The 20,900-nt window shown below is 59.4% G+C and carries 18 protein-coding genes; 14 read left to right on the forward strand and 4 right to left on the reverse strand.

The features are described 5' to 3' along the window. Positions 1 to 73: 73 nt before the first annotated feature. Positions 74 to 1,090 (forward strand): hypothetical protein, encoded by a 1,017-nt coding sequence (locus AM218_RS15680; RefSeq protein ID WP_082318274.1) that lies wholly within the window; start codon positions 74 to 76, stop codon positions 1,088 to 1,090. Positions 1,091 to 1,111: 21 nt separating this feature from the next. Here the strand turns inward: AM218_RS15680 and AM218_RS15685 are convergent, their stop codons facing one another. Beyond that, positions 1,112 to 1,663, reverse strand: a complete 552-nt coding sequence (locus AM218_RS15685) for an RlpA-like double-psi beta-barrel domain-containing protein (protein ID WP_054414969.1) — start codon at positions 1,661 to 1,663, stop codon at positions 1,112 to 1,114. 497 nt (positions 1,664 to 2,160) lie between these two features. On the opposite strand from AM218_RS15685, the gene AM218_RS15690 reads away from it, so the two are divergent. The 4 genes from AM218_RS15690 to AM218_RS15705 all read left to right on the forward strand — a co-directional run bounded on the left by AM218_RS15690 (position 2,161) and on the right by AM218_RS15705 (position 10,009). Beyond that, on the forward strand, positions 2,161 to 3,288 hold the full coding sequence (locus AM218_RS15690) for an L-dopachrome tautomerase-related protein (protein WP_157547692.1): 1,128 nt from the start codon (positions 2,161 to 2,163) through the stop codon (positions 3,286 to 3,288). Positions 3,289 to 3,499: 211 nt separating this feature from the next. Next, positions 3,500 to 6,346 (forward strand): 2-oxoglutarate dehydrogenase E1 component, encoded by a 2,847-nt coding sequence (locus AM218_RS15695; protein ID WP_054414973.1) that lies wholly within the window; start codon positions 3,500 to 3,502, stop codon positions 6,344 to 6,346. Between the two features lie 127 nt (positions 6,347 to 6,473). After that, positions 6,474 to 8,159 carry a 2-oxoglutarate dehydrogenase complex dihydrolipoyllysine-residue succinyltransferase gene (gene odhB, locus AM218_RS15700; RefSeq protein ID WP_054414975.1) on the forward strand — a complete coding sequence of 562 codons (1,686 nt, stop codon included), beginning with the start codon at positions 6,474 to 6,476 and terminating at the stop codon, positions 8,157 to 8,159. Between the two features lie 134 nt (positions 8,160 to 8,293). Continuing rightward, positions 8,294 to 10,009: a carbamoyltransferase family protein gene (locus tag AM218_RS15705; RefSeq protein ID WP_054414978.1), complete on the forward strand. Its 1,716-nt coding sequence runs from the start codon at positions 8,294 to 8,296 to the stop codon at positions 10,007 to 10,009. A gap of 86 nt (positions 10,010 to 10,095) precedes the next feature. Here AM218_RS15705 and AM218_RS15710 read toward each other — a convergent pair whose 3' ends face one another. The 3 genes from AM218_RS15710 to AM218_RS15720 form a co-directional block, all read right to left on the reverse strand. Beyond that, a complete protein-coding gene (locus tag AM218_RS15710) occupies positions 10,096 to 10,464 on the reverse strand; it encodes a group III truncated hemoglobin (RefSeq protein ID WP_054414980.1) in 369 nt (122 codons plus the stop codon). 121 nt (positions 10,465 to 10,585) lie between these two features. Further along, positions 10,586 to 10,984: a group III truncated hemoglobin gene (locus AM218_RS15715; protein ID WP_054415907.1), complete on the reverse strand. Its 399-nt coding sequence runs from the start codon at positions 10,982 to 10,984 to the stop codon at positions 10,586 to 10,588. A gap of 35 nt (positions 10,985 to 11,019) precedes the next feature. Continuing rightward, positions 11,020 to 11,511: a hypothetical protein gene (locus tag AM218_RS15720; protein ID WP_071843817.1), complete on the reverse strand. Its 492-nt coding sequence runs from the start codon at positions 11,509 to 11,511 to the stop codon at positions 11,020 to 11,022. Positions 11,512 to 11,678: 167 nt separating this feature from the next. Here AM218_RS15720 and AM218_RS15725 point away from each other — a divergent pair, with 167 nt between their 5' ends. The 9 genes from AM218_RS15725 to AM218_RS15760 all read left to right on the forward strand — a co-directional run bounded on the left by AM218_RS15725 (position 11,679) and on the right by AM218_RS15760 (position 20,833). After that, positions 11,679 to 14,102: a heavy metal translocating P-type ATPase gene (locus tag AM218_RS15725; RefSeq protein ID WP_054414982.1), complete on the forward strand. Its 2,424-nt coding sequence runs from the start codon at positions 11,679 to 11,681 to the stop codon at positions 14,100 to 14,102. Positions 14,103 to 14,107: 5 nt separating this feature from the next. Beyond that, a complete protein-coding gene (gene ccoS / locus AM218_RS16450) occupies positions 14,108 to 14,272 on the forward strand; it encodes a cbb3-type cytochrome oxidase assembly protein CcoS (protein WP_071843818.1) in 165 nt (54 codons plus the stop codon). A 291-nt stretch (positions 14,273 to 14,563) separates the two neighbouring features. Beyond that, on the forward strand, positions 14,564 to 15,055 hold the full coding sequence (locus AM218_RS15730) for a DUF4126 family protein (protein WP_054414984.1): 492 nt from the start codon (positions 14,564 to 14,566) through the stop codon (positions 15,053 to 15,055). A 119-nt stretch (positions 15,056 to 15,174) separates the two neighbouring features. Continuing rightward, positions 15,175 to 17,370, forward strand: a complete 2,196-nt coding sequence (gene ccoN / locus AM218_RS15735; protein WP_054414986.1) for a cytochrome-c oxidase, cbb3-type subunit I — start codon at positions 15,175 to 15,177, stop codon at positions 17,368 to 17,370. Between the two features lie 36 nt (positions 17,371 to 17,406). Beyond that, positions 17,407 to 17,610: a hypothetical protein gene (locus tag AM218_RS15740; protein ID WP_054414988.1), complete on the forward strand. Its 204-nt coding sequence runs from the start codon at positions 17,407 to 17,409 to the stop codon at positions 17,608 to 17,610. Beyond that, entirely contained in the window at positions 17,604 to 17,870 is a 267-nt protein-coding gene (locus AM218_RS15745; protein WP_054414989.1) for a hypothetical protein, read from the forward strand. Before AM218_RS15740 ends, AM218_RS15745 begins: the two co-directional genes overlap by 7 nt. Further along, positions 17,864 to 18,730 (forward strand): cbb3-type cytochrome c oxidase N-terminal domain-containing protein, encoded by an 867-nt coding sequence (locus AM218_RS15750; RefSeq protein WP_082318275.1) that lies wholly within the window; start codon positions 17,864 to 17,866, stop codon positions 18,728 to 18,730. Before AM218_RS15745 ends, AM218_RS15750 begins: the two co-directional genes overlap by 7 nt. A gap of 69 nt (positions 18,731 to 18,799) precedes the next feature. Continuing rightward, a complete protein-coding gene (gene ccoG / locus AM218_RS15755) occupies positions 18,800 to 20,209 on the forward strand; it encodes a cytochrome c oxidase accessory protein CcoG (protein WP_054414991.1) in 1,410 nt (469 codons plus the stop codon). Between the two features lie 150 nt (positions 20,210 to 20,359). Next, positions 20,360 to 20,833 carry a FixH family protein gene (locus tag AM218_RS15760; protein ID WP_054414993.1) on the forward strand — a complete coding sequence of 158 codons (474 nt, stop codon included), beginning with the start codon at positions 20,360 to 20,362 and terminating at the stop codon, positions 20,831 to 20,833. Positions 20,834 to 20,900 lie beyond the last annotated feature (67 nt).

Below are 20,900 nucleotides of genomic sequence, written 5' to 3' on the forward strand. Positions count from 1 at the left end.
TTCTGTTGTTAGGAAAAGGAGTGCCGAAGCTTGCGCGGCCGCCGTACCTTTGCCGCCTATTCGCTTTAAACCTATGGCTGCCGCTCCCGACCTGACCCTCTACGACCCGTTTGATAGCATGCGCTTTGGCCCGCACCTGTGCTTTTTGTGCGGTATGGCCGTAACGCCGCCCCAGGATACGGTGCCGGTGTTTGCCGAGTGGCTGATGGACCGCTACAACCTGCGCGCCCGCCAGATGCGCCTGCTGGATCAAAGCATTGTTACCAACGAGGAGCTGCGCATACCCTGCTGCCCCACCTGCCGCCAGCAGCACGTAGAGCCGCTGGAAGCAACCATAAAAGCGGCCACGGAAGGCGGGCAGAATAGCCTGCGCGCCCTGCCGGAAAAAACGGTTTTCCTGTGGCTGGGTAAGATGTTCTATGGTATCCTGATGAAGGAGCTGCTCACGGAACAGGCGCCCCTCATCAAGCCCCAGTACCCATTGGCGGAAAATGCCCAGATGCTCCTGCGCTTTCAGGCGTTCTTTCAGGTGTTTCAGGCGTTGCGCGTGCCCATCGAGTTTGAGGACTTCACGCCCAGCTCCCTGTTTATTCTGGAGGTTGCCCCCGAGGAGGATACCATTGCCTTTGAGTACGACGACGACCTGACCACCATGGTCTTCAGCATTAAGCTGGATAATACCGTGCTGGTGGCCTGCCTGCTGGATAATGGCATAATTCGGCAGGCCATGCGCCAGGTGTATGCTGATGCGCAGGCGCGCCCCCTGCACCCGGTGCAGATTGCTGAATTCAAGGCCCGCGTGTACTACGCGGCCTATCTGTTTAATGTAGTGCCCGATTATTACCCGCGTACGATACAGCCCGGCGACAGCCAGGTCGTGTACGACACCCTCATCGATGATATTACGCGGGAAATCTTCAATCCCTGGGAAAATTCAGGGTATGCGCAGTCGTTATTGGAGATGTGGAAGCGGTGGCAGATTCCGCTCACGGATATTATGCGCGACCCGGCTCAGCCCCTGAGCTTTCTGTACGACGCCGCGGGGAAACCCCGCCTCCTGACGACTTTCCCGGCATCAGCGGCCGGGTAAAAAGTATGGCTTTTTGAACGCTTAGCCTTCGTTCCAGGCTTCGGAAGCCGAAACCTTGGTAATGCGCACGCCTTTCCACAAACCGAAGTCGTCGCGGGTCATCCGGCCGCGAATCTCCCGCTCGTTTACCAGCACGTCAATGCAGTGGCGGTGGCGGCGGTTCATGGTGTCGTGAATGACGTAAACGCCATCCAACTCATCGGAAAGGCCCGATACCCGTACCTGGTCGCCGTACTTCAGCGGGCCACCCCAGTGTTTCAGTAAGTCTCGGGAAACGGCTACCCAGCGGGTTTTGCTGGAATGGTTGCGCGGAATGCGCGAGTTGTCGGCGGTAATGAACGGCTCAGAATCAGTCTGTCGTACATCGGGCGTGTACACCGTAGCCGTTACGGTATAATGAGGTAATTGCTTGGGCAGGTTGGCTGAATAGCTGCCGGGTTGTAGGGTTACCGCGCGGGGGGTAATAACCGGCGGCGCAACGATGGTGTAAGTGACCGAATGGTTCGGCGAAGGGGGGAGCAGAGCAGTTTGGGGGGCGAAGATGAGGTTTAGCAGAAATAGAGCAATAGACATGGCGTTTGAGTTTGTGGACTTCCGTTTAAGCCAGGAAGTATAAGCTTCGTCCAAATTTGACAAACCTGCCTGAGGCAAGGAGCGTACCCTTAGAACGAGACAAAGGTTACACTTTTTTTAGATGAGTGCCTTTAAGCTATATAATTTATGTTGATTTCAATTTATCATTTTGTTTTATCAAGAAAATAAGTCTTTAAAAGCAGACCGAAGATGCTATAACGCACGGCACTGTTACTACGCCAGAGGCGAGGTTTGAACTGAATAGTACAATTTCAATCATTTTTTAGTGCCAATATTTTACACCGACGAATTGCTTGGTAAGCATCTGTTTTTATGCAGCGTTGCCGAACAACAGCCTCGTTAGCGCGTAGGTAATTACCGGTTATCTAATCCTTGGGTAATACCTCAGAATAAGCCTAGTTCCGCCTACGTATAGTGAGGCGCTACCTGGCTTTCCCTCCGTGCTCCGGAGCACTTTTTTCGTTTTTTATTCGCTGATGAAGCATTTCTTAATCACTTCCCTGACTGCCTCCACCATGCTGGGCATGTTACTGGGCGGTTGTCAGTCGGGCTCTCAGGAAGGCGGTAGTACCGCCCAGGCCCCTGCCGACAGCACCGTTACTATTACAAGTACCACCCCGGGCGTCGTACTGGAGCTGGTAGCCCAGCACGACCGGCAATGGACCGGCATTACCATCGCGCCCAATGGCCGCCGCTTCGTCAACTTTCCCCGCTGGTCGGCTGATGTGCCCGTTTCCATAGCCGAGCTGCTACCCGACGGCACCACCAAACCCTGGCCCGATGCGGCCCGCAACGCCTGGCAGCCCGGCGCCTCGCCGGATGAGAAGTTCAGCTGTGTGCAAAGCGTAGTAGCCGACAGCAAAAACCGCCTGTGGGTGGTAGACCCCAACAACCCTGAGTTCAAAGGCGTGCTCCCCGCCGGCCCCCGGCTGCATGTGTTTGATATTGCTAGTGGCAAGCTGCTGCGCACCTATAAATTCCCGGCCAATACCTGGAACAAGCAGTCCTACCTGAATGATGTGCGCGTAGATGTGGCCCGTAACGTGGCCTACCTTACTGACTCGGGCTCCGGCGCGCTGCTGGCCGTAGAGCTGGGCTCCGGCCAGGTGCATCGCCAGCTGGCAAATGACTCTGTCACCAAACCCAATTTGCCCTACCTCACTTTCAACGGGAAGAAATGGACCAACCAGGTGCATTCCGATGGCATTGAGCTAAGCGCCAGCGGCGACACGCTGTACTTCTCCATGCTTACCGGGGATAAGCTCTTTCGGGTGCCCACGCGCCTGTTGCGCCGCAATACCCCCGCCGATAGCCTTCACGCCGCCGTGCAAACCGTTGCCACCATTGGCCCCGCCGACGGCCTGTGGCGCACCCGTGACGGCCGTATCTGGTCTGGCGGGTTGACTACGGATGCCATTCGAGTAACCGTGCCCCGCACCGGGCAGGTAACGGATGTGGTAAAGGATGCCCGCATTCGCTGGGCCGACACGTTTGCGGAGGATGCCAACGGCTATATCTATTTCACCACTTCCCAGCTGCAGTATGCGCCAGCCGAGCGGGGCAAGTATGAAATCTACCGCTTCCGCCCGCAGGGCAAACAATAGCGGAATAGAATGCGGAATAAGCCGTATGGAAAGTCATTACAGGTACTGCTACTGGTTTGCTTTCGATAGATTGCCGTATCCTATAAGACTGAGCCCACTTCACCTGAAAATCATCTCATTGATTAACAGGTTTATTTGAGTATGCGAATATCAGTTTTCGCTTTCTGATGTTAGCATTTACCTTTACCGCCGTCACACCAGCTCCTACCGCATGGACGCTTACTCTTACATCGCCAATGCCCACGGCGAATATATTGACCAACTGTACCAGTCTTATAAGAACGACCCCGAGTCGGTAGACTTTGGCTGGCGCAAGTTTTTTGAAGGATTCGACTTCTCGCAGCAGTACCCCGAAGGTGGTATGCCGCAGGCCGATGGCGAAGGAGTTTTAACCACCGCCGCAAGTACCAACCAGGCCGGAGAAATCCGCGCCGTAGATAAGGTATCGGCCGATAAGGAAACCCAGGTTCGTAACCTGATTCATGCCTACCGCAGCCGCGGCCACCTGGTGGCCCGCACCAACCCGGTGCGCGAGCGGAAGGACCGTAAAGCCCGCCTCAGCATTTCTGACTTCGGCCTGAGCGAAGCCGACCTCGACACGACCTTTAAAAACGGCGAAGTGCTGGGCCTGGGCCCGAACGCCAAGCTGCGCGACATTGTAGCGGCGCTGGATAAGATTTATACCCGGACCATCGGCTTCGAGTATATGTACATCCGCGACCCGCAGGTGCTCGACTGGTTCCGCGAAAAAGTAGAGAAAGACTCCCTGAGCTTTAACCCTGGCATCGAGTACAAAAAGCGCATCCTTAGTAAGCTCAACGAGGCCGTTGTGTTCGAGAACTTCCTGCATACCAAGTTCCTCGGTCAGAAGCGCTTCTCGCTGGAAGGCGGCGAAACTACCATCCCTGCGCTGGATGCCATCATCCGCAAAGGGGCTGAGCTGGGTGTAGAGGAAGTGATGATTGGTATGGCCCACCGCGGCCGCCTGAACGTGCTGGCCAACATCATGGGCAAAACCTACGAGCAGATTTTCTCGGAATTCGAGGGAACAGCCGTGCCGGACTTGACCATGGGCGACGGCGACGTAAAGTACCACATGGGCTACAGCAGCCAGGTAGATGCCGGTGGCCGCACCGTGAATCTGAAGCTGGCGCCCAACCCCTCGCACCTGGAGGCGGTAAACCCCGTGGTGGAAGGCTTTGTGCGTGCCAAGCTGGACCACGGCTACGGCAACGACTACGCGAAAGTGCTGCCCATCCTGATTCACGGCGACGCCGCCGTGGCCGGCCAGGGCATTGGCTACGAGGTAACGCAGATGTCGCAGCTGGAAGGCTACAAGACCGGCGGCACCGTGCACTTCGTTATCAACAACCAGGTAGGTTTTACCACTGATTTCGAAGACGCCCGCTCGTCTATCTACTGCACTGATCTGGCCAAGATTATTGACGCGCCGGTGCTGCACGTGAACGGCGACGACCCCGAAGCCGTGGTATTTGCCGTGCAGCTGGCTACCGAATACCGCCAGCAGTTCCACGCCGATATCTTTATTGATATGGTGTGCTACCGCCGCCACGGCCACAACGAGTCGGATGAGCCCAAGTTCACCCAGCCCACGCTCTACAACCTCATCAGCAAGCACCAGAACCCCCGCGAGGTGTACAACGCCATGCTGGTGCAGCGCGGCGACGTAGACGCGCAACTGGCCGCCCAGATGGACAAGGAGTTTCGCGACACCCTGCAGGCCCGCCTGGATCTGGTGAAGCAGAAGCCCTTGCCTTATAACTACCAGGCCCTAGAAAACGAGTGGCGCAGCCTGCGCCGCAGCAAGACGGAGGACTTCGATCAGTCGCCGCAAACCGGCATCAGCGAGGATATGGTAGCGAAAGTAGGCAAGGCCCTGACTACGCTGCCCGAAGGCTTCCGCCCTTTGAAGCAGATTGAAAAGCTGATGGAAGAGCGCCGCAAGATGTTCTTCGAAAACCGCGTGCTGAACTGGGCCGCCGGCGAATTGCTGGCCTACGGCTCCATGCTGGCCGAAAAGCACATTGTGCGCCTGAGCGGTCAGGATGTGCAGCGGGGCACGTTCTCGCACCGCCACGCCGTGCTGCACGATGCCGAAACCTCGGCCCCCTACAACTCGCTCAACTACATTGGCGAGGGCCAGGAAACGCTGCGCATCTACAACTCCCTGCTGAGCGAGTACGCGGTGCTGGGCTTTGAATTCGGCTATGCCATGGCTAACCCCACGGCGCTGGTAATCTGGGAAGCCCAGTTCGGCGACTTCGCCAACGGCGCCCAGACCATGATTGACCAGTTCATTGTGTCGTCTGAAAGCAAGTGGCAGCGCATGAACGGTTTGGTGATGCTGCTGCCCCACGGCTACGAAGGCCAGGGCCCGGAGCACTCCAACGCCCGCCCCGAGCGGTTCCTGCAGCTGGCCGCCGAAAACAACATTGTGGTAGCCAACATGACCACGCCGGCCAACTTCTTCCACGCCCTGCGCCGTCAGTTGACCTGGGAGTTCCGCAAGCCGCTGGTGGTCATGTCGCCCAAGTCCATGCTGCGCCACCCGCTGTGCGTGTCGCCGGTGGAGGAGTTCACCTCCGGTACCTTCCGCGAAGTGCTGGGCGACGTGTACGCTGAGGACAAGAAAGTGAAGCGCGTGCTGCTGTGCTCGGGCAAAGTATACTTCGACCTGCTGGACGAACAGCAGCAGTCGAAACGTACTGACGTGGCCATTGTGCGCCTGGAGCAGCTGCACCCCTTCCCCAAAAAGCAGCTGGCCGTGGAGCTGGCCAAGTACCCCAAAGCCAAAGTGTACTGGGTACAAGAGGAACCCGAGAACATGGGCTACTGGAACTATCTGCTGCGCTTTATGCGCCGCGAGCTGGAAGATGTGATTTCGCGCAAGCCCTCTGCGTCGCCGGCTACCGGCTACAACAAGGTGCACGTGAAGGAGCAGAAAGAGCTGGTGGCTCGTGCCTTCGGCATTGCTTCCGCCGAAGTAGAAGCCGACAACATCAAAGCCACCGCCGAAATAGCCAAGAAGCAGGACTAGTCCTGTGTCATTCTGAATGAGGTAAGGAATCTGGGTCAGCCTCCAGTAGGTAAGCCAGATTCCTCGCTTCACCCGGAATGACAACTTCAATGACATTCCCCACCGAAACCCTTCAACACTCCCACCTATGGGTCTGGAAATTAAAATCCCCGCCGTCGGCGAGTCTATCACCGAGGTTACCATTGCCAAGTGGCTCAAGAAAGACGGCGAGGCCGTGAAGCGCGATGAAGTAATTGCCGAGCTGGAGTCAGACAAAGCCACGTTTGAGCTGCCCGCCGAAACAGACGGCGTGCTGAAGATTCGGGTGGCGGAAGGCGAAACCATTGGCATCGGAACTGTTATTGCGGATATTAATGGGGATGGCGCCGCGCCGGCAGCTTCGGCAGCGGCTCCCGCCGCTACAGCCGTGCCAGCAGCCAGCGCTCCGGCCCAGCCAGCGGCCGACCCGGTAAGCAAAGGCGAGGAAAACCCCCAGGCCAGCAACCAAAGCGGCTACGGTGGCTCACAGGCGGGCTCAGCCAATACGCCTACGGCGGCCGCTGCACCCGCCAGCACCGGCGGTGGTGCTACGGTAGAAATGAAGATTCCCGCCGTGGGCGAGTCCATCACGGAAGTAACCGTGGCCAAGTGGCTGAAGGAAGACGGCGCCCAGGTACAGCGCGACGAAATTATTGCCGAGCTGGAATCGGATAAGGCCACGTTTGAGCTGCCCGCCGAAGGCAGCGGTACGCTGCGCCACGCCGTTAAGGAAGGCGAAACTATCGGCATTGGGGCAACTATTGCCCGCATTGAAGGTGGTAGCGGCGCTCCGGCGGCCGCTTCGGCTCCGGCCGCTGCGCCTGCTGCTACTCAGGCTGCGCCAGCCGCGGCGGCTCCGGCCACTTCGGCTACTACCAGCTACGCTACGGGCACGCCCTCACCGGCGGCCGGCAAGATTCTCGGCGAAAAAGGCATCAGCCCCGCCGATGTACAGGGTTCCGGTCGGGATGGTCGCATCACGAAGGAAGACGCCCAGAACGCCCAGGCCCGTCCCGCTGCTCCGGCTCCGGTAGCTGCTCCGGCCGCTGCAGCGCCGGCTGTTGCCCAGGCGGCTCCGGCTGCTGCCAGCGGCAACCGCAACGTGCGACGCGAGCGGATGAGCAACCTGCGCAAAACGGTAGCCCGCCGCCTGGTAACGGTGAAAAATGAAACGGCCATGCTCACCACCTTCAACGAGGTGAACATGCAGCCCATCATGGACCTGCGCAATAAGTTCAAGGACAAGTTCAAGGAGAAGCACAGCGTGGGCCTCGGCTTCATGTCGTTCTTCACCAAGGCTGTGTGCGTAGCTCTGAAAGAGTGGCCCGCCGTGAATGCCCAGATTGATGGCACCGACATCCTGTACAACGACTTCTGCGACATCAGCATTGCCGTATCGGCCCCCAAAGGCCTGGTGGTGCCGGTTATCCGCAACGCCGAGGAACTGTCCTTTGATGGTATCGAGAAAGAAATTCAGCGCCTCGCCGGCCTGGCCCGCGACAACAAGCTCACCATTGAGCAGATGACGGGCGGCACGTTCACTATCACCAACGGTGGGGTGTTCGGCTCCATGATGAGCACCCCTATCATTAACGCCCCGCAGTCGGCTATTCTGGGCATGCACAACATTGTGCAGCGTCCCATAGCTGAAAACGGCCAGGTGGTGATTCGCCCGATGATGTATCTGGCCCTGAGCTACGACCACCGCATCATTGACGGCCGCGAGTCGGTGTCGTTCCTGGTGCGCGTGAAAGAGCTGCTGGAAGATCCAACCCGCCTGCTGCTGGGCGTGTAAGCCCTCAGAAGCGTCCAAATCCTGAAAGCGCCTGCCCCTATTGTAGCGGCAGGCGCTTTTTTTATGCCTGAACCTGGCAGACTGCGTACTTTCGGGCTGAAAGAAGCTTTCTGTTTGCTTTACCATTTTTGCTGATGCCGCACCGGATTCTGGGAATAAACTGCAGTGGCTTTCACTCCTCCGCCTGCCTGCTGGGGCCCGATGGCCGGGTGCAGGTCGCCATTGCCGAGGAGCGGCTCACGCGCATCAAGCAGGATAAATCGTTTCCGCGGCAGGCCATCCGCTACTGCTGTGCGGCGGCCGGCATTGGGGTAGAAGATATTACCGACGTTTTTGTGGGCTGGAACCCCGCGCCCTACCTCACGCGCCCCGACCAAACCACCGCCGATGCCTTCCAGAACCGGGGCAAGCTGGCCCAGCTGACCCTCAATGAGCTGGTGGCCCTGCAAGGCGGCGTTGGCAGCCTGGACCAGACCCTGTACGGCCTGCACGGTACCCAAACCCGGGTGCACTATGTCAACCACCACCACGCGCACATGGCCAACGCCCTGCTGCCGTCTGGTTTTGCGGAGGCCGATGTATTTATAGCCGATGGTTTTGGTGAGACAACCACTGGCCTGCTGGGCACGGCCTCCGCGCACGGCTTTGAGGAACTGGCCGCCAACCGCACGCCTCACTCGCTGGGCCTGTTCTACGCCGCCTTCACCGATTTCCTTGGCTTCCGCCCCAACAGCGACGAGTGGAAAATTATGGCGCTGGCCGCCCGTGGCAACTGGCGCACCTACTACGAGCGGCTGCGCCCGCTTATTCAGGTGCAGGGGCTGCACTACGAGCTGGACCTGCGCTACTTTGAGTTTTTCCTGTTTTTCACGCCGCACTACTATTCTCCCAAGCTGGTAGAGCTGCTGGGTCCGCCGCTGGCCGCCGGGGCCACGCCTACGCAGCGGGAGTATGATATTGTGGCAGCCGTGCAGCACATTACGGAGCAGGTGGTGTTTGAGCTGCTCAATAACCTGCACCGGCAAACCGGCCAGCGGAAGCTGGTGCTGGGCGGGGGCGTACTGATGAACTCCGTGCTGAACGGCAAGCTCAGGCACCACACGCCCTACCACGACATCTTCATCGGCGGCACACCCGATGATACGGGCATCAGCGTGGGCAGCGCCCTCTATGGCCGGCATTTTGTGCTGGGCGAAAAGAAAACGCAGGAACCCGACCGCCATAATTTCTTCGGCCGGGAGTACCCGGAGGTGGAACTAGAAATGGAGCTGGAGCGCCGGAAGCTGCGTTACCAGCGCCCGACGGATATCGTGACGGAAACGGCCGCGCTGCTGCAGGCCGGGAAAGTAGTAGGGTGGTTTCAGGGGGCTTCGGAGCTGGGACAACGGGCCCTGGGCCACCGCAGCATTCTGGCCAACCCCACGCTGGCCGCTATGAAAGAGCAGGTAAATGCCAGCATCAAGTACCGGGAGGGTTTCCGGCCCTTTGCCCCGGCCGTGCCCGAAGCGCATCAGCAGGACTACTTCGACCTGTTGCCCGACGAGACGTCCTACTTCATGGAAAAGGTCTTCCCTCTGCGGCCCGAGGCCCGGGAGCAGCTGCCCGCCGTCACGCACGATGACGGTACCGGCCGGCTCCAGACGGTGTGCCCTACTACCAACCCGTTGTTTCACCAGCTGCTGCTGGCCTTTGGGCAGCTCAGCGGCGTGCCCGTGCTGCTGAACACATCCTTTAATCTGAATGGCATGCCGCTGGTGGAGTCGCCGGCAGATGCGCTGGATTGCTACTTTCGCTCCGGCCTGGATGCCTTGGTGCTGGGGCCGTTTTTGCTGCTGAAGCAGGAGGCCTAGCGGAAGCAAACGAATCAGCCCAAAAAGCAAAAGCCCACCCGAAGCTGTATCGGGTGGGCTTTCTTATGTCGGAAGGAAGTGGAAATCTAGGCGGTCTGCGCCCGGGAAAACAGGGTGGTCAGCTTGTGCTTGGCCTCTTCTGCTTTGCTGCCCGAGAATTGCTCTTCTACGGTGCGCTCCAGCAGCGTAATCCAGCGCTGCGAGCGGGTGCCCTGAGTAGTAAGCACGGAATGCAGCGGAATGGACTGATTTTCCTGGTAGCGGGTGGTCCCCAACAGGGCGTTGCTCCAGAAATCGTAGAGGGAGGTGAGGTGGCGGGGCCAGTGAATCTGGGCTACTGCCTGGCACAAAGGCGCCAGAAGCTCGTCATCATTTGCTTTGCTAAAAGCGGTATCTACCAGCGTCTTAATGTCGCCTTCGTTCCGGATATCATGAAGAGCTGCAGCAGATTTCATAGCAGATGGGGTTGGAGGGTAGATACGTAGCGAATTTACGCAGGTTTCGCGGAATTCGCATTCGATTGCAAAAATTTTGTTGCAATTTTTTCTTCTAACCGTCCTAATCACCGGTTTTAGGCTATAAAATCTGCAACGGATTGCGGGCCTGATGGATACGATACTCGAAAATGGTAGCAATGTTGCCGGCTTTGCGAATAGCTTCGTCGGCTACGGGGCCGGCAAAGTGAGCATCCACCGTTTCGGTGAAAAGCGTGAGCCAGCGGCGGAAGTGCTGGCTGTCGACGGGCAACACCAGATGTTTGGGAAAGGGGCGGCCCCGGTACCGGCCGGTGCCCAATAGCAGGCCGCTCCAGAAGTCGTACATAGTGGGCAGGTGCTTTTCCCAATGCACCTGGGCTACCTCATTAAAAATGGGGCTGAGCAGCGCATCGGCGTTTACTTTATCATAGAAACGGTCGACGAGCAAACGGATGTCGGCTTCCGTGGAGATATCAGAAAGAGGGGCGGGGGAAGGCATGAGCAATAAACTTCGAAAGCGAAAAGACGAATAACTTAGGCAAGCTGCGCTGCCGGGGCCGTAGCCAGCGGCTGCAGCGCCCGGCGCTGTGCCTGCCGGAAAGCCAGCACGCCGGTTGTGAGCAGCGCAAGTACTTTGGTGATTTCCAGGATTATATATACTACGTGCTGGGAGTTGGGCAGGGCGGGGCTTCCGGCTAATAAGGCTTCGGCGCGCACATCCAGGGCCGGCAGCAGCCACAGGGTTTGGGCCAGCAGCACCAGCAGGGCCGTGAGCAAAGTTAGCCAGATGCGGGAGGGCACCCGCAGCCAGCCGGCACACACCAGCGCCAACATGCTCAGGCCCAGTTCTACTTTATTCAAGGCGTGAAACACAATGCGGCCGATGCCTACGCCCAGCGGCACGGTAATGTGCGGGGCCGTGAACTTGAGCGGGGCTTCGAGAAAGGAAATAGCCAGTACCATGCCCACCCACACAAAAAGGGCCAGCACGAGCAGCAGGGATAAGGTGCTTTGAGAGGAACGCATAGCAAAAAGTAGGCAGGGAAGGGAAACGGACCGCGAATTTACCATTCAAAATTGCGGCGTGGCCCGGGCAGGCGGGCTGATGACTGTCATCCGGGAAGCTGACTTTCCTCAGGTTTTGCCCCCGCCCGGGGCCGGACCTTTGCTTAATCCATCAGTCCTTACCAGCCGTGGCCGCTTCCGTTTCTGAAACTACCGTTCACGTAGCCTGCACCCACTGCGGCGACGACTGCCCCGGGCAACCTATTATGCGGCAGGAGCAGCCCTTCTGCTGCCAGGGCTGCAAAGCCGTGTACGAGCTACTGCAGGCCAATAACCTCTGCCAGTACTATTCCCTGGACGAGCACCCCGGCCGCAAAGTGGCCGACGTAGAGCTGCCCGGCCGCTTCGACTATCTGGATTCCGAAGCGGTGCAGGCCCAGCTACTCAGCTTCCGCAGCAATACGCTGGCCCGCCTTACGCTCACGCTGCCCCAGATGCACTGCGCTTCCTGTATTTACCTGCTGGAGCACTTATACCAGCTGGATACCGGCGTATCGGAGGCCCGGGTAAACTTTCTGCGCAAGGAAATCAGCCTGAGCTACCAGCCCGATGCTACCTCTCTGAAAAACGTGGTGAAGCTGCTGGCCTCTTTGGGCTACGAGCCACAGATTACGCTGGCCGAGCTGGGTGGCCCGGCCGCCCAAGTGAATCGCACCATATACTACCAGCTGGGACTGGCGGCTTTCTGCTTTGGCAACGTGATGCTGCTGGCATTTCCGGAGTATTTCTCCTTCACGGGCCAGCTGGCGGCGGAGTTCGGCAGCTTCTTCGGCTATCTGAGCTTGCTGCTGAGCTTGCCGGTGCTGCTGTTCAGTGCCCGCGACTTCTACCGCTCGGCCTGGGCCGGGCTGCGGCAGCGCTATATCAACCTCGATTTTCCCATCAGTTTGGGGCTGACTTCGCTGTTCACCGTGAGCGTGTACGAAGTTCTCACGCACCGCGGCCCCGGCTACTTCGACTCTTTCACGGGGCTGGTGTTTTTCATGCTGATTGGCAAATGGGTACAGCAGCGCACCTACGACGCCCTGCGCTTCGACCGGGACTTCACTTCCTACTTTCCAGTGGCCGTTACGCTGCTCACGCCGGCCGGCGATAAGTCGGTGTCGGTGAAGGAGCTGCAGGTGGGGCACCGCATCCGGGTGCGCAACCAGGAGGTTATTCCCGCCGATGCCATGCTGATGCGCGGCACCGGGCAGATTGACTACTCCTTTGTATCGGGGGAAAGCGCGCCGGTGGCCAAGGTGGCCGGGGAGGTGGTGTACGCCGGCGGCCGGCAGGTAGGGGAGGCCGTAGAGCTGGAGGTGGTGCGCGAAGTGTCGCAGGGCTACCTGACCCAGCTCTGGAACAACCCCACCTTCCAGAAACAGACCCACGCCACCCTGGAAACCTACGCCAACCGCGTGGGCCGCTACTTTGTGGGCGTTACGCTCCTACTGGCCTTAGGCACTATTGTCTACTGGTTTCCCCGCGACCAGCAGATGATGTGGCGCGCCTTCACCTCTGTGCTGGTTATTGCCTGCCCCTGCGCGCTTTCGCTGGCCACGCCGTTTGCGCTGGGCAGCGCCCTCACGGTGTTTGGCCGCCGCAAATTCTACCTGAAAAACTCCGCCGTAGCAGAAGTACTGGGCCGCGCCGATACCATCGTATTTGATAAAACCGGCACGCTCACGGACGTGAAGCGCTCCGCCGTGGAGTACGAAGGCCCCGCTTTGAGTTTAGCCGAGCAGCAGGCCCTCGCGGCGCTGGTAACCCAATCTACCCACCCCCTGAGCCAACGGCTGGCGGAGGAGCTGCCGGCCGGCGAAGGCCGCCTGGTGACGGATTTCCGCGAAACGCCCGGTCTGGGGCTGCGCGGCACGGTGGCCGGGCAGGAGTGGCGTGTCGGCTCGGCGGCTTTTGTGGGGCTGGCTTCTGCCTCGGATACCGCCACTACTACAGATACGATGCAGTCCCGGGTGTACGTGCGCCTGGCCGATGGCCGCACCGGCTGCTTCCGTTTCCGGAACGTGTACCGCGTCGACCTACCTAAAATCCTGACTGACCTGGGCAAGCGCTACCAGCTGGCCGTGCTTTCCGGCGACAACGACTCCGAGCGGGCCCGCCTGCGGGAGCTGTTCGGAGCCAAGGCCGAGCTGCGCTTCCGTCAGAGCCCTGAGGATAAGCTGGCCTACGTGGCCGAGCTGCAGCAGCAGGGCCGCACCGTCATCATGCTGGGCGACGGCCTAAACGACGCCGGGGCCCTGCGCCAGGCCAACGCCGGCATTGCCCTCACCGATACGCTCAGCAACTTCTCCCCCGCCTGCGATGCCATTTTGGACGCCAGCAGCTTTGGCCGACTAAGCACGTTTCTGCGCTTCACCCAGGACTCACTGCAGATTGTGCTAGCCACGTTCGTGCTGTCCTTTATCTACAATGGTATTGGGCTGGGACTGGCTACGCAGGGCCGTTTTACGCCCATCGTATCAGCTATTCTGATGCCCATCAGCTCCCTGAGCGTCATTATTTTCTCCACACTGCTGGTGCGCTACGCCGCCTACAAACGCAACCTCTGATTCTTATGGAAATCATCTTCGGCCTAATCACCATCAGCCTCATAGTGGCCATTCTGTTCCTGGTGGCTTTTGTGTGGGCCGTGCGCACCAAGCAGTACGACGATACCTATACGCCCTCCGTGCGCATGCTCTTCGAGGACGAACCCCTGGACCCGCCACAAAAGCCGTAGTGCGTTTAGTCGCACGTACCGCATAGTAGCGCGAAGCTCCGGCTTCGCGGACGAGCGTAGCGAGTAGCAGGCGTCTGCATACATATTCTCAACGCGTAGGAACTCGCGTTGCTCGTACGCGAAGCCGGAGCTTCGCGCTACTGTTTCCGTGCTACTATGCGGTACATGCGACTAAGCGCACGACTATAGTGCTACTGTTCGGATTACAGTTCGCGCTACTTGAAGGCAGCCATCCGGGGCCGATGTCCGTAAGCATCAGTCTTACTTTCTGATGATATAACGGATATACGTATGGCTTCTTCTTCGGCTTTCTGGAAAACAATGGGCATGGGCGTAATTGCCGGCATGCGGAGTATGTCGGCGCCGGCGCTGCTGAGCGGCGCGTTGCGGGACCAGCCCTCGGGGCGGCTGGCGCACTCCAAACTTGGCTGGCTGCAGAGCGGTGCTGTTTCCACGGGCCTGAAAGCCCTGGCCGGGGCCGAAATGGTGGGCGACAAGCTGCCTGCAATGCCCAACCGCACCGAGCCCGTAAGTGTAATGGGTCGCACGCTTTCCGGCGCGCTGGTGGGTGCGGCCCTGTATAAGCTCAACCGACAGAAGCTGTTGCGCGGTGCGGCGGTGGGTGGCCTGGGCGCCCTGGCCGGCACCTTCGGGGCCTTCGCCCTGCGCAAGCTGGCCGATAACAGTGGCACCACCAAGGAGCCCTGGACGGGCTTTGTTGAGGATGCACTGGTGGTGGCCGGGGGCAAAGCCCTGCTGCATAACTACCAGCCCCGGCAATAATCCGCCTGCTGGGCTGACATCAATCAGACCGGCAACTGACTTTCGTCATCTTTTGCCCGCCCCCTGAAAAGGACCTTTGAAGAAGTAAAACCACTACTTCTATAAAGGTCCTTTTCTGTATGATAGTTGACCCGAAACCGCAGGTTGCCCCGCCGCAGGCACCACCCACGCGGGCCCTCGAGACGTTCTTCTACGACAACAAGATTGTTCGTGATTTCGGCATTGCCACCATCTTCTGGGGCATTGCCGGCATGTTGGTCGGTATTCTGGCGGCGTTCCAGCTGGCCCAGCCCGATGTGAACATGCACACGTCCTTCACCACGTTTGGACGCATCCGGCCGCTGCACACCAACGCCGTGATTTTTGCCTTCGTGGGCAACGGTATTTTCATGGGCGTGTACTATTCGCTGCAGCGCCTGTGCAAAACGCCCATGTACTCCAAGAAGCTCAGTAAGCTGCACTTCTGGGGCTGGCAGCTGATTATTCTGAGCGCGCTGATTTCCCTGCCCATGGGCTTCACCACCAGCAAGGAATACGCCGAGCTGGAGTGGCCCATTGATATTGCCATTACGCTGGTGTGGGTGGTGTTCGGCTGGAACATGTTCGGCACTATTGCCAAGCGGCGCGAGCGGCACCTGTACGTGGGTATCTGGTTTTACATTGCCACCTTCATTACGGTAGCGGTGCTGCACATCGTGAACTCCATGGCGGTGCCGGTGAGCTTCATGAAAAGCTACTCCGCCTACGCCGGCGTGCAGGATGCCCTGGTGCAGTGGTGGTACGGCCACAACGCCGTGGCTTTCTTCCTGACCACCCCTTACCTGGGCCTGATGTACTACTTCCTGCCTAAGGCAGCGGGCCGGCCGGTGTATTCTTACCGCCTGTCTATCATCCACTTCTGGTCCCTGATTTTCATTTACATCTGGGCTGGTCCTCACCACCTGCTGTATACTTCCCTGCCCGACTGGGCCCAGAGTCTGGGCGTGGCCTTCAGCATCATGCTGCTGGCGCCCAGCTGGGGCGGCATGATCAACGGCTTGCTCACGCTGCGCGGCGCCTGGGATAAAGTGCGCGAAGAGCCCGTGCTGAAATTCCTGGTAGTGGCCATTACGGCCTACGGCATGGCCACCTTCGAAGGCCCCATGCTCAGCCTGAAAAACGTAAACGCCATTGCCCACTTTACCGACTGGATTGTAGCCCACGTGCACGTAGGCGCCCTGGGCTGGAACGGCTTCCTCACCTTTGCCATGCTCTACTGGCTGTGGCCGCGTCTGTACCGCACGCCCCTGTATTCCAAGAAGCTGGCTAACACCCACTTCCTGATTGGCACCATCGGCATCCTGTTCTACGCGCTGCCCATGTACTGGGCTGGCTTTACCCAGGGCCTGATGTGGAAGCAGTTTAATGCCGAGGGCATGCTGCAGTACCCCAACTTCCTGGAAACTGTGCTGCAGATTGTACCCATGTACTACCTGCGCGGCATTGGCGGGGTGCTCTACCTAAGCGGCGTGTTCCTGATGCTGTACAACCTGGTGAAAACCGCCAAAGCCGGCTCCCTGCTGGCCGAGGAAAAAGCCCAGGCTCCTGCGCTGCTGCCTGCTGCCGAAGACCCGCATGCTGATGCCGGCCACTGGCACCGCTGGATTGAGCGCCGCCCCGTGCAAATGGCGGTGTGGGCTACCGTGGCCATCGGTATTGGTGGGGCCGTGGAGATGATTCCCACGTTCCTGATCAAGTCGAACGTGCCCACCATTGCCTCCGTGAAGCCTTATACCTCGCTGGAGCTGCAGGGCCGGGACCTCTACATCAAAGAAGGTTGCTCCAACTGCCACACCCAGATGGTGCGCCCCTTCCGCTCCGAGACCGAGCGCTACGGCGAGTACAGCAAAGCCGGCGAGTTTGTGTACGACCGTCCCTTCCTGTGGGGCAGCAAGCGCACCGGTCCCGATTTGCACCGCGTGGGCGCCAAGTACCCGCACTCCTGGCACTACAACCACATGCTGGACCCTACCAGCATGTCGCCGGGCTCTATTATGCCGCCTTACCCCTGGCTGTTTGAGAACGACATTGACTACTCCACGCTGCCCAAGAAAATTCGGGTACTCCAGAGCCTGGGCACGCCCTACCCCGCCGGCTATGACAAGCAGGCTGTGGCCGATGCCCGCCGCCAGGCCGACGGCATTGTGCAGGAGCTGAAGAAGGAGCAAATCGAAGTGAAATCGGACAAGGAAATTGTGGCCCTCATTGCTTACCTGCAGCGGCTGGGTACCGATATCAAAGTGAAGCCGGAGCAGGCGGCCGCCGCAGCCCGGTAAGGTTCGGCATCCACTCCTTCAAACTGCACTACTGCTATGTACAAGAACGTTTTGGAATCCATTACCGGCATTGAGATATACCCGCTTATCTCCTTTGTCATCTTCTTTCTCTTCTTCCTGGGCCTGCTGATTTGGGTGGTTATCGCCAACCGACAGCATCTGTACACCATGAGTCTGATGCCCCTGCTCGGCGACGACGAAGCCCCGGCCCCCCAACCCGAATCTGACGCGCTATGCTAACCAAACGCACCGTGCTGCTGACGGCCTCCGGCCTGCTCACCGGCTACCTGGCCGCCGCGCAAACGCCCGCCGCGGCACCAGCCACCTCGGGCTCCAGCATCCTGTTCTGGATGCTGCTGGGGGTGCTGGGTATTGTGCTGGTGCTCACGCTGGTTACCGGCGCCTCCCTCGCCTCGGCAGTGCACCACTCCACGGCAGCCAAAGACGCCGCCGCCCAAGACCAAAACCTCTCCACGCAGAAAGGAGCTTCTATATGCTAACTTCTAAGCTGACCTCCCGCTGGCCCCTGGCGGCCGCGCTGCTGCTGCAGGCCGGTACGACCCTGGCCCAGGCGCCGGCCGAAGCCGCCGCCCCCGCCAAACCCACCGGTGCCGACACGCAGGTGATGCTGTTCTGGTTTCTGCTGAGCACGCTGCTGCTGGTGCTGCTGGTATTTATACTGCTCTTCACCATGATAGTGGTGAAGATGAAGCCCCAGCTGCGCAGGCTCTACGAGCTGCCCACGGTGCACGACACCTGGAGCGGCAAAGTAGTGGGCCTGCTCGTCGGCGACACAGCCCTGGTAGTGGGCAAGAACAAGGACGAGCTGATGGGCCACGACTACGACGGCATCACGGAGTTCGACAACGACCTGCCGCCGTGGTGGAAGTATGGCTTCTACCTCAGCATTGTGTTTGCCTTTGCCTATATGGGCTACTACCACGTGGCCCATGCCGGGCAGCTGCAGCTGGCGGAGTACGAAACGGAAATGCGCCAGGCTACCCTGCTGGTTTCCGCCGATGCCGACGACCCCAACAAGCTGACCACCTACACGCCCCTGAAAACCCCCGCCGACCTGGATGCGGGTAAAACCATCTTCGCCACCAACTGCGCGCCCTGCCACGGCGCCAGTGCCGAGGGCAAAGTAGGCCCCAACCTCACCGACGAATTCTGGCTGCATGGCGGCGATATCAACCACGTGTACAAAACCATCAAGTTCGGCGTCACCAGCAAAGGCATGGTGGCCTGGAAGGGCAAGCTGGCCAGCAAGCAGATTCTGCAGGTGTCTTCTTACATCGAAAGCTTAAAAGGCTCGAAACCCGCAGGCGCCAAAGAGCCTCAGGGCGAGAAGGAGCTGTAATCCGGGCTGTCTGCCCGCACCCGTTATTCACCGTTCAGGCGCCACTGCCCCCAGCTTGCGCCACCTGCCATGTCCGTTACCACTTTTCAACCCAACGACGACTTTCGCGACACCATCTCCACGGTAGATGCGGAGGGCAAGCGTGTGTGGCTGTATCCGAAGAAGCCCAGCGGCCCGCTGTACCGCGCCCGCAAGTGGATTAGCTACGGACTGCTGGCGCTGCTGTTTGTGGGCCCCTGGCTGCGCTTCCGGGAGCTGCCGCTGCTGATGCTGAACCTGCCCGAGCGGAAGTTCATCATCTTCGGGCAGATCTTCTGGCCCCAGGATTTCTTTATTCTGCTGGTGGGCGCGCTGGCGTTTCTGCTATTCATTATCCTGTTTACCATCGTGTACGGCCGCATTTTCTGCGGCTGGGTGTGTCCCCAGACTATCTTCCTGGAGTTTGTTTTCCGGCGCATAGAGTACTGGCTGGAGGGCGATTCTCCCCAGCAGAAAGCTCTGGACCGCGCCGACTGGACCTGGAACAAAATCTGGCGCAAAACTACCAAGCACGCGCTGTTTCTGCTGATTTCGTTTCTGATTGCCAACACCTTTCTGGCCTACATCATTGGGTCTGATGCGTTGGTGAAGATCATTACCGATCCGCTGACGGCGCACCTGGGCGGCCTTACTTCCATGGTGGTGTTCACGGGCGTGTTCTACTCGGTGTTTGCGCGGTTCCGGGAGCAGGTGTGCACCATTGCCTGCCCCTACGGTCGCCTGCAGGGCGTGCTGCTGGATAAAGACAGCCTGGTAGTAGCCTACGATTACAAGCGGGGCGAGCCCCGCGAGAAGCTGCGCAAAAACCAGGAGCGTACCGCCGGCGACTGTATCGACTGCTACCAGTGCGTGCAGGTTTGCCCCACCGGCATTGATATCCGCAACGGCGCCCAGCAACTGGAATGCACCAACTGCACCGCCTGCATCGATGCCTGCAACAACATCATGGCCATGGTGGACCTGCCGAAAGGGCTGATCCGTCACGCCTCGGAAAACGACATTGCCAATGGTACTAAGTTCCGCCTCACGGGGCGCATGAAGGCGCTGTCGGGGGTGCTGGTGCTGTTGCTGGCGGGCCTCACGTTTCTGCTGGTTTCGCGCTCCAACGTGGAGGCCACGGTGCTGCGCACGCCGGGCCAGCTGTTCCAGAAAACCGAGCGGGGCACCATTTCCAACCTGTACAATATCTCCGTCATCAACAAAACCAACCACCCGTACCCCATCACCCTGAAAGTGCTGGAACCCGCCGGCGGCACCATTGCGCTGGTGGGTAAAGACGGCCTCACGCTGCCGGCCCAGGGCCTGACGGAAGGGGTATTTTTTGCCGAGCTGCCGAAGTCGGCGCTGCACGCTACCAACCAGAAAATCCGCATCGGCGTGTTCAGCGGTGGCCAGCTCATTACGGAAACCAACACCAAGTTTCTGGGGCCACCGCAGTAAGTAAGGCTGCTGAAACACAATAGCAGCCCGTCATGCAGAGCTGAAAGCGAAGCATCTCGCTTGCTGACGTTGCCCCAGTAATTACCACACTAGCGAGATGCTTCGGCTACGCCTCTGCATGACACTTGCTACTGCTTAAGCATATTTCTCATGGTTACTCCAACCTCTCCTCAAAAGCGCACCATCTGGCCCTACGCCATTATTGCGGCCTTCGTGCTTTTTGCCGGCTACATTGGCTATATGGTGCAGCAGGCCATGCGCACCAACGTAGACCTGGTCAGCACCGACTACTACGAGCAGGAGCTGGCCTACCAGCAGCGTATGGAATCGGTGGCGCGCACGGCGGCCCTGCCCGCGCCGGTACAGGTGGCCTACGATGCCGCTGCCCAGCGCATCACGCTGGAGCTGCCGGCAGCGTTGGCGCAGCAAACGGTGCAAGGCACGCTGCACTTCTTCCGGCCTTCTGATCAGAAGCTGGACTTCCGGTTGCCCTTCACGCCCGCGGGCACGCCGGCCCGGCAGCAGCTGAGCACCAGCAAGCTGCAGCCCGGCCTGTGGCGGCTGCGGGTAGAGTTTACGGCCGGTGGTCAGCAGTATTTCCTGGAGAAGGAGCTTTCCATCTGACCACTCCCTGGCTTTGCCGCTTAATCCGCGGCGGCACCTTTTTCTTATCGGCGGCCCACCGGGCCGC

Source organism: Hymenobacter sp. DG25A (genome assembly GCF_001280305.1).
Classification (GTDB): Bacteria; Bacteroidota; Bacteroidia; order Cytophagales; family Hymenobacteraceae; genus Hymenobacter.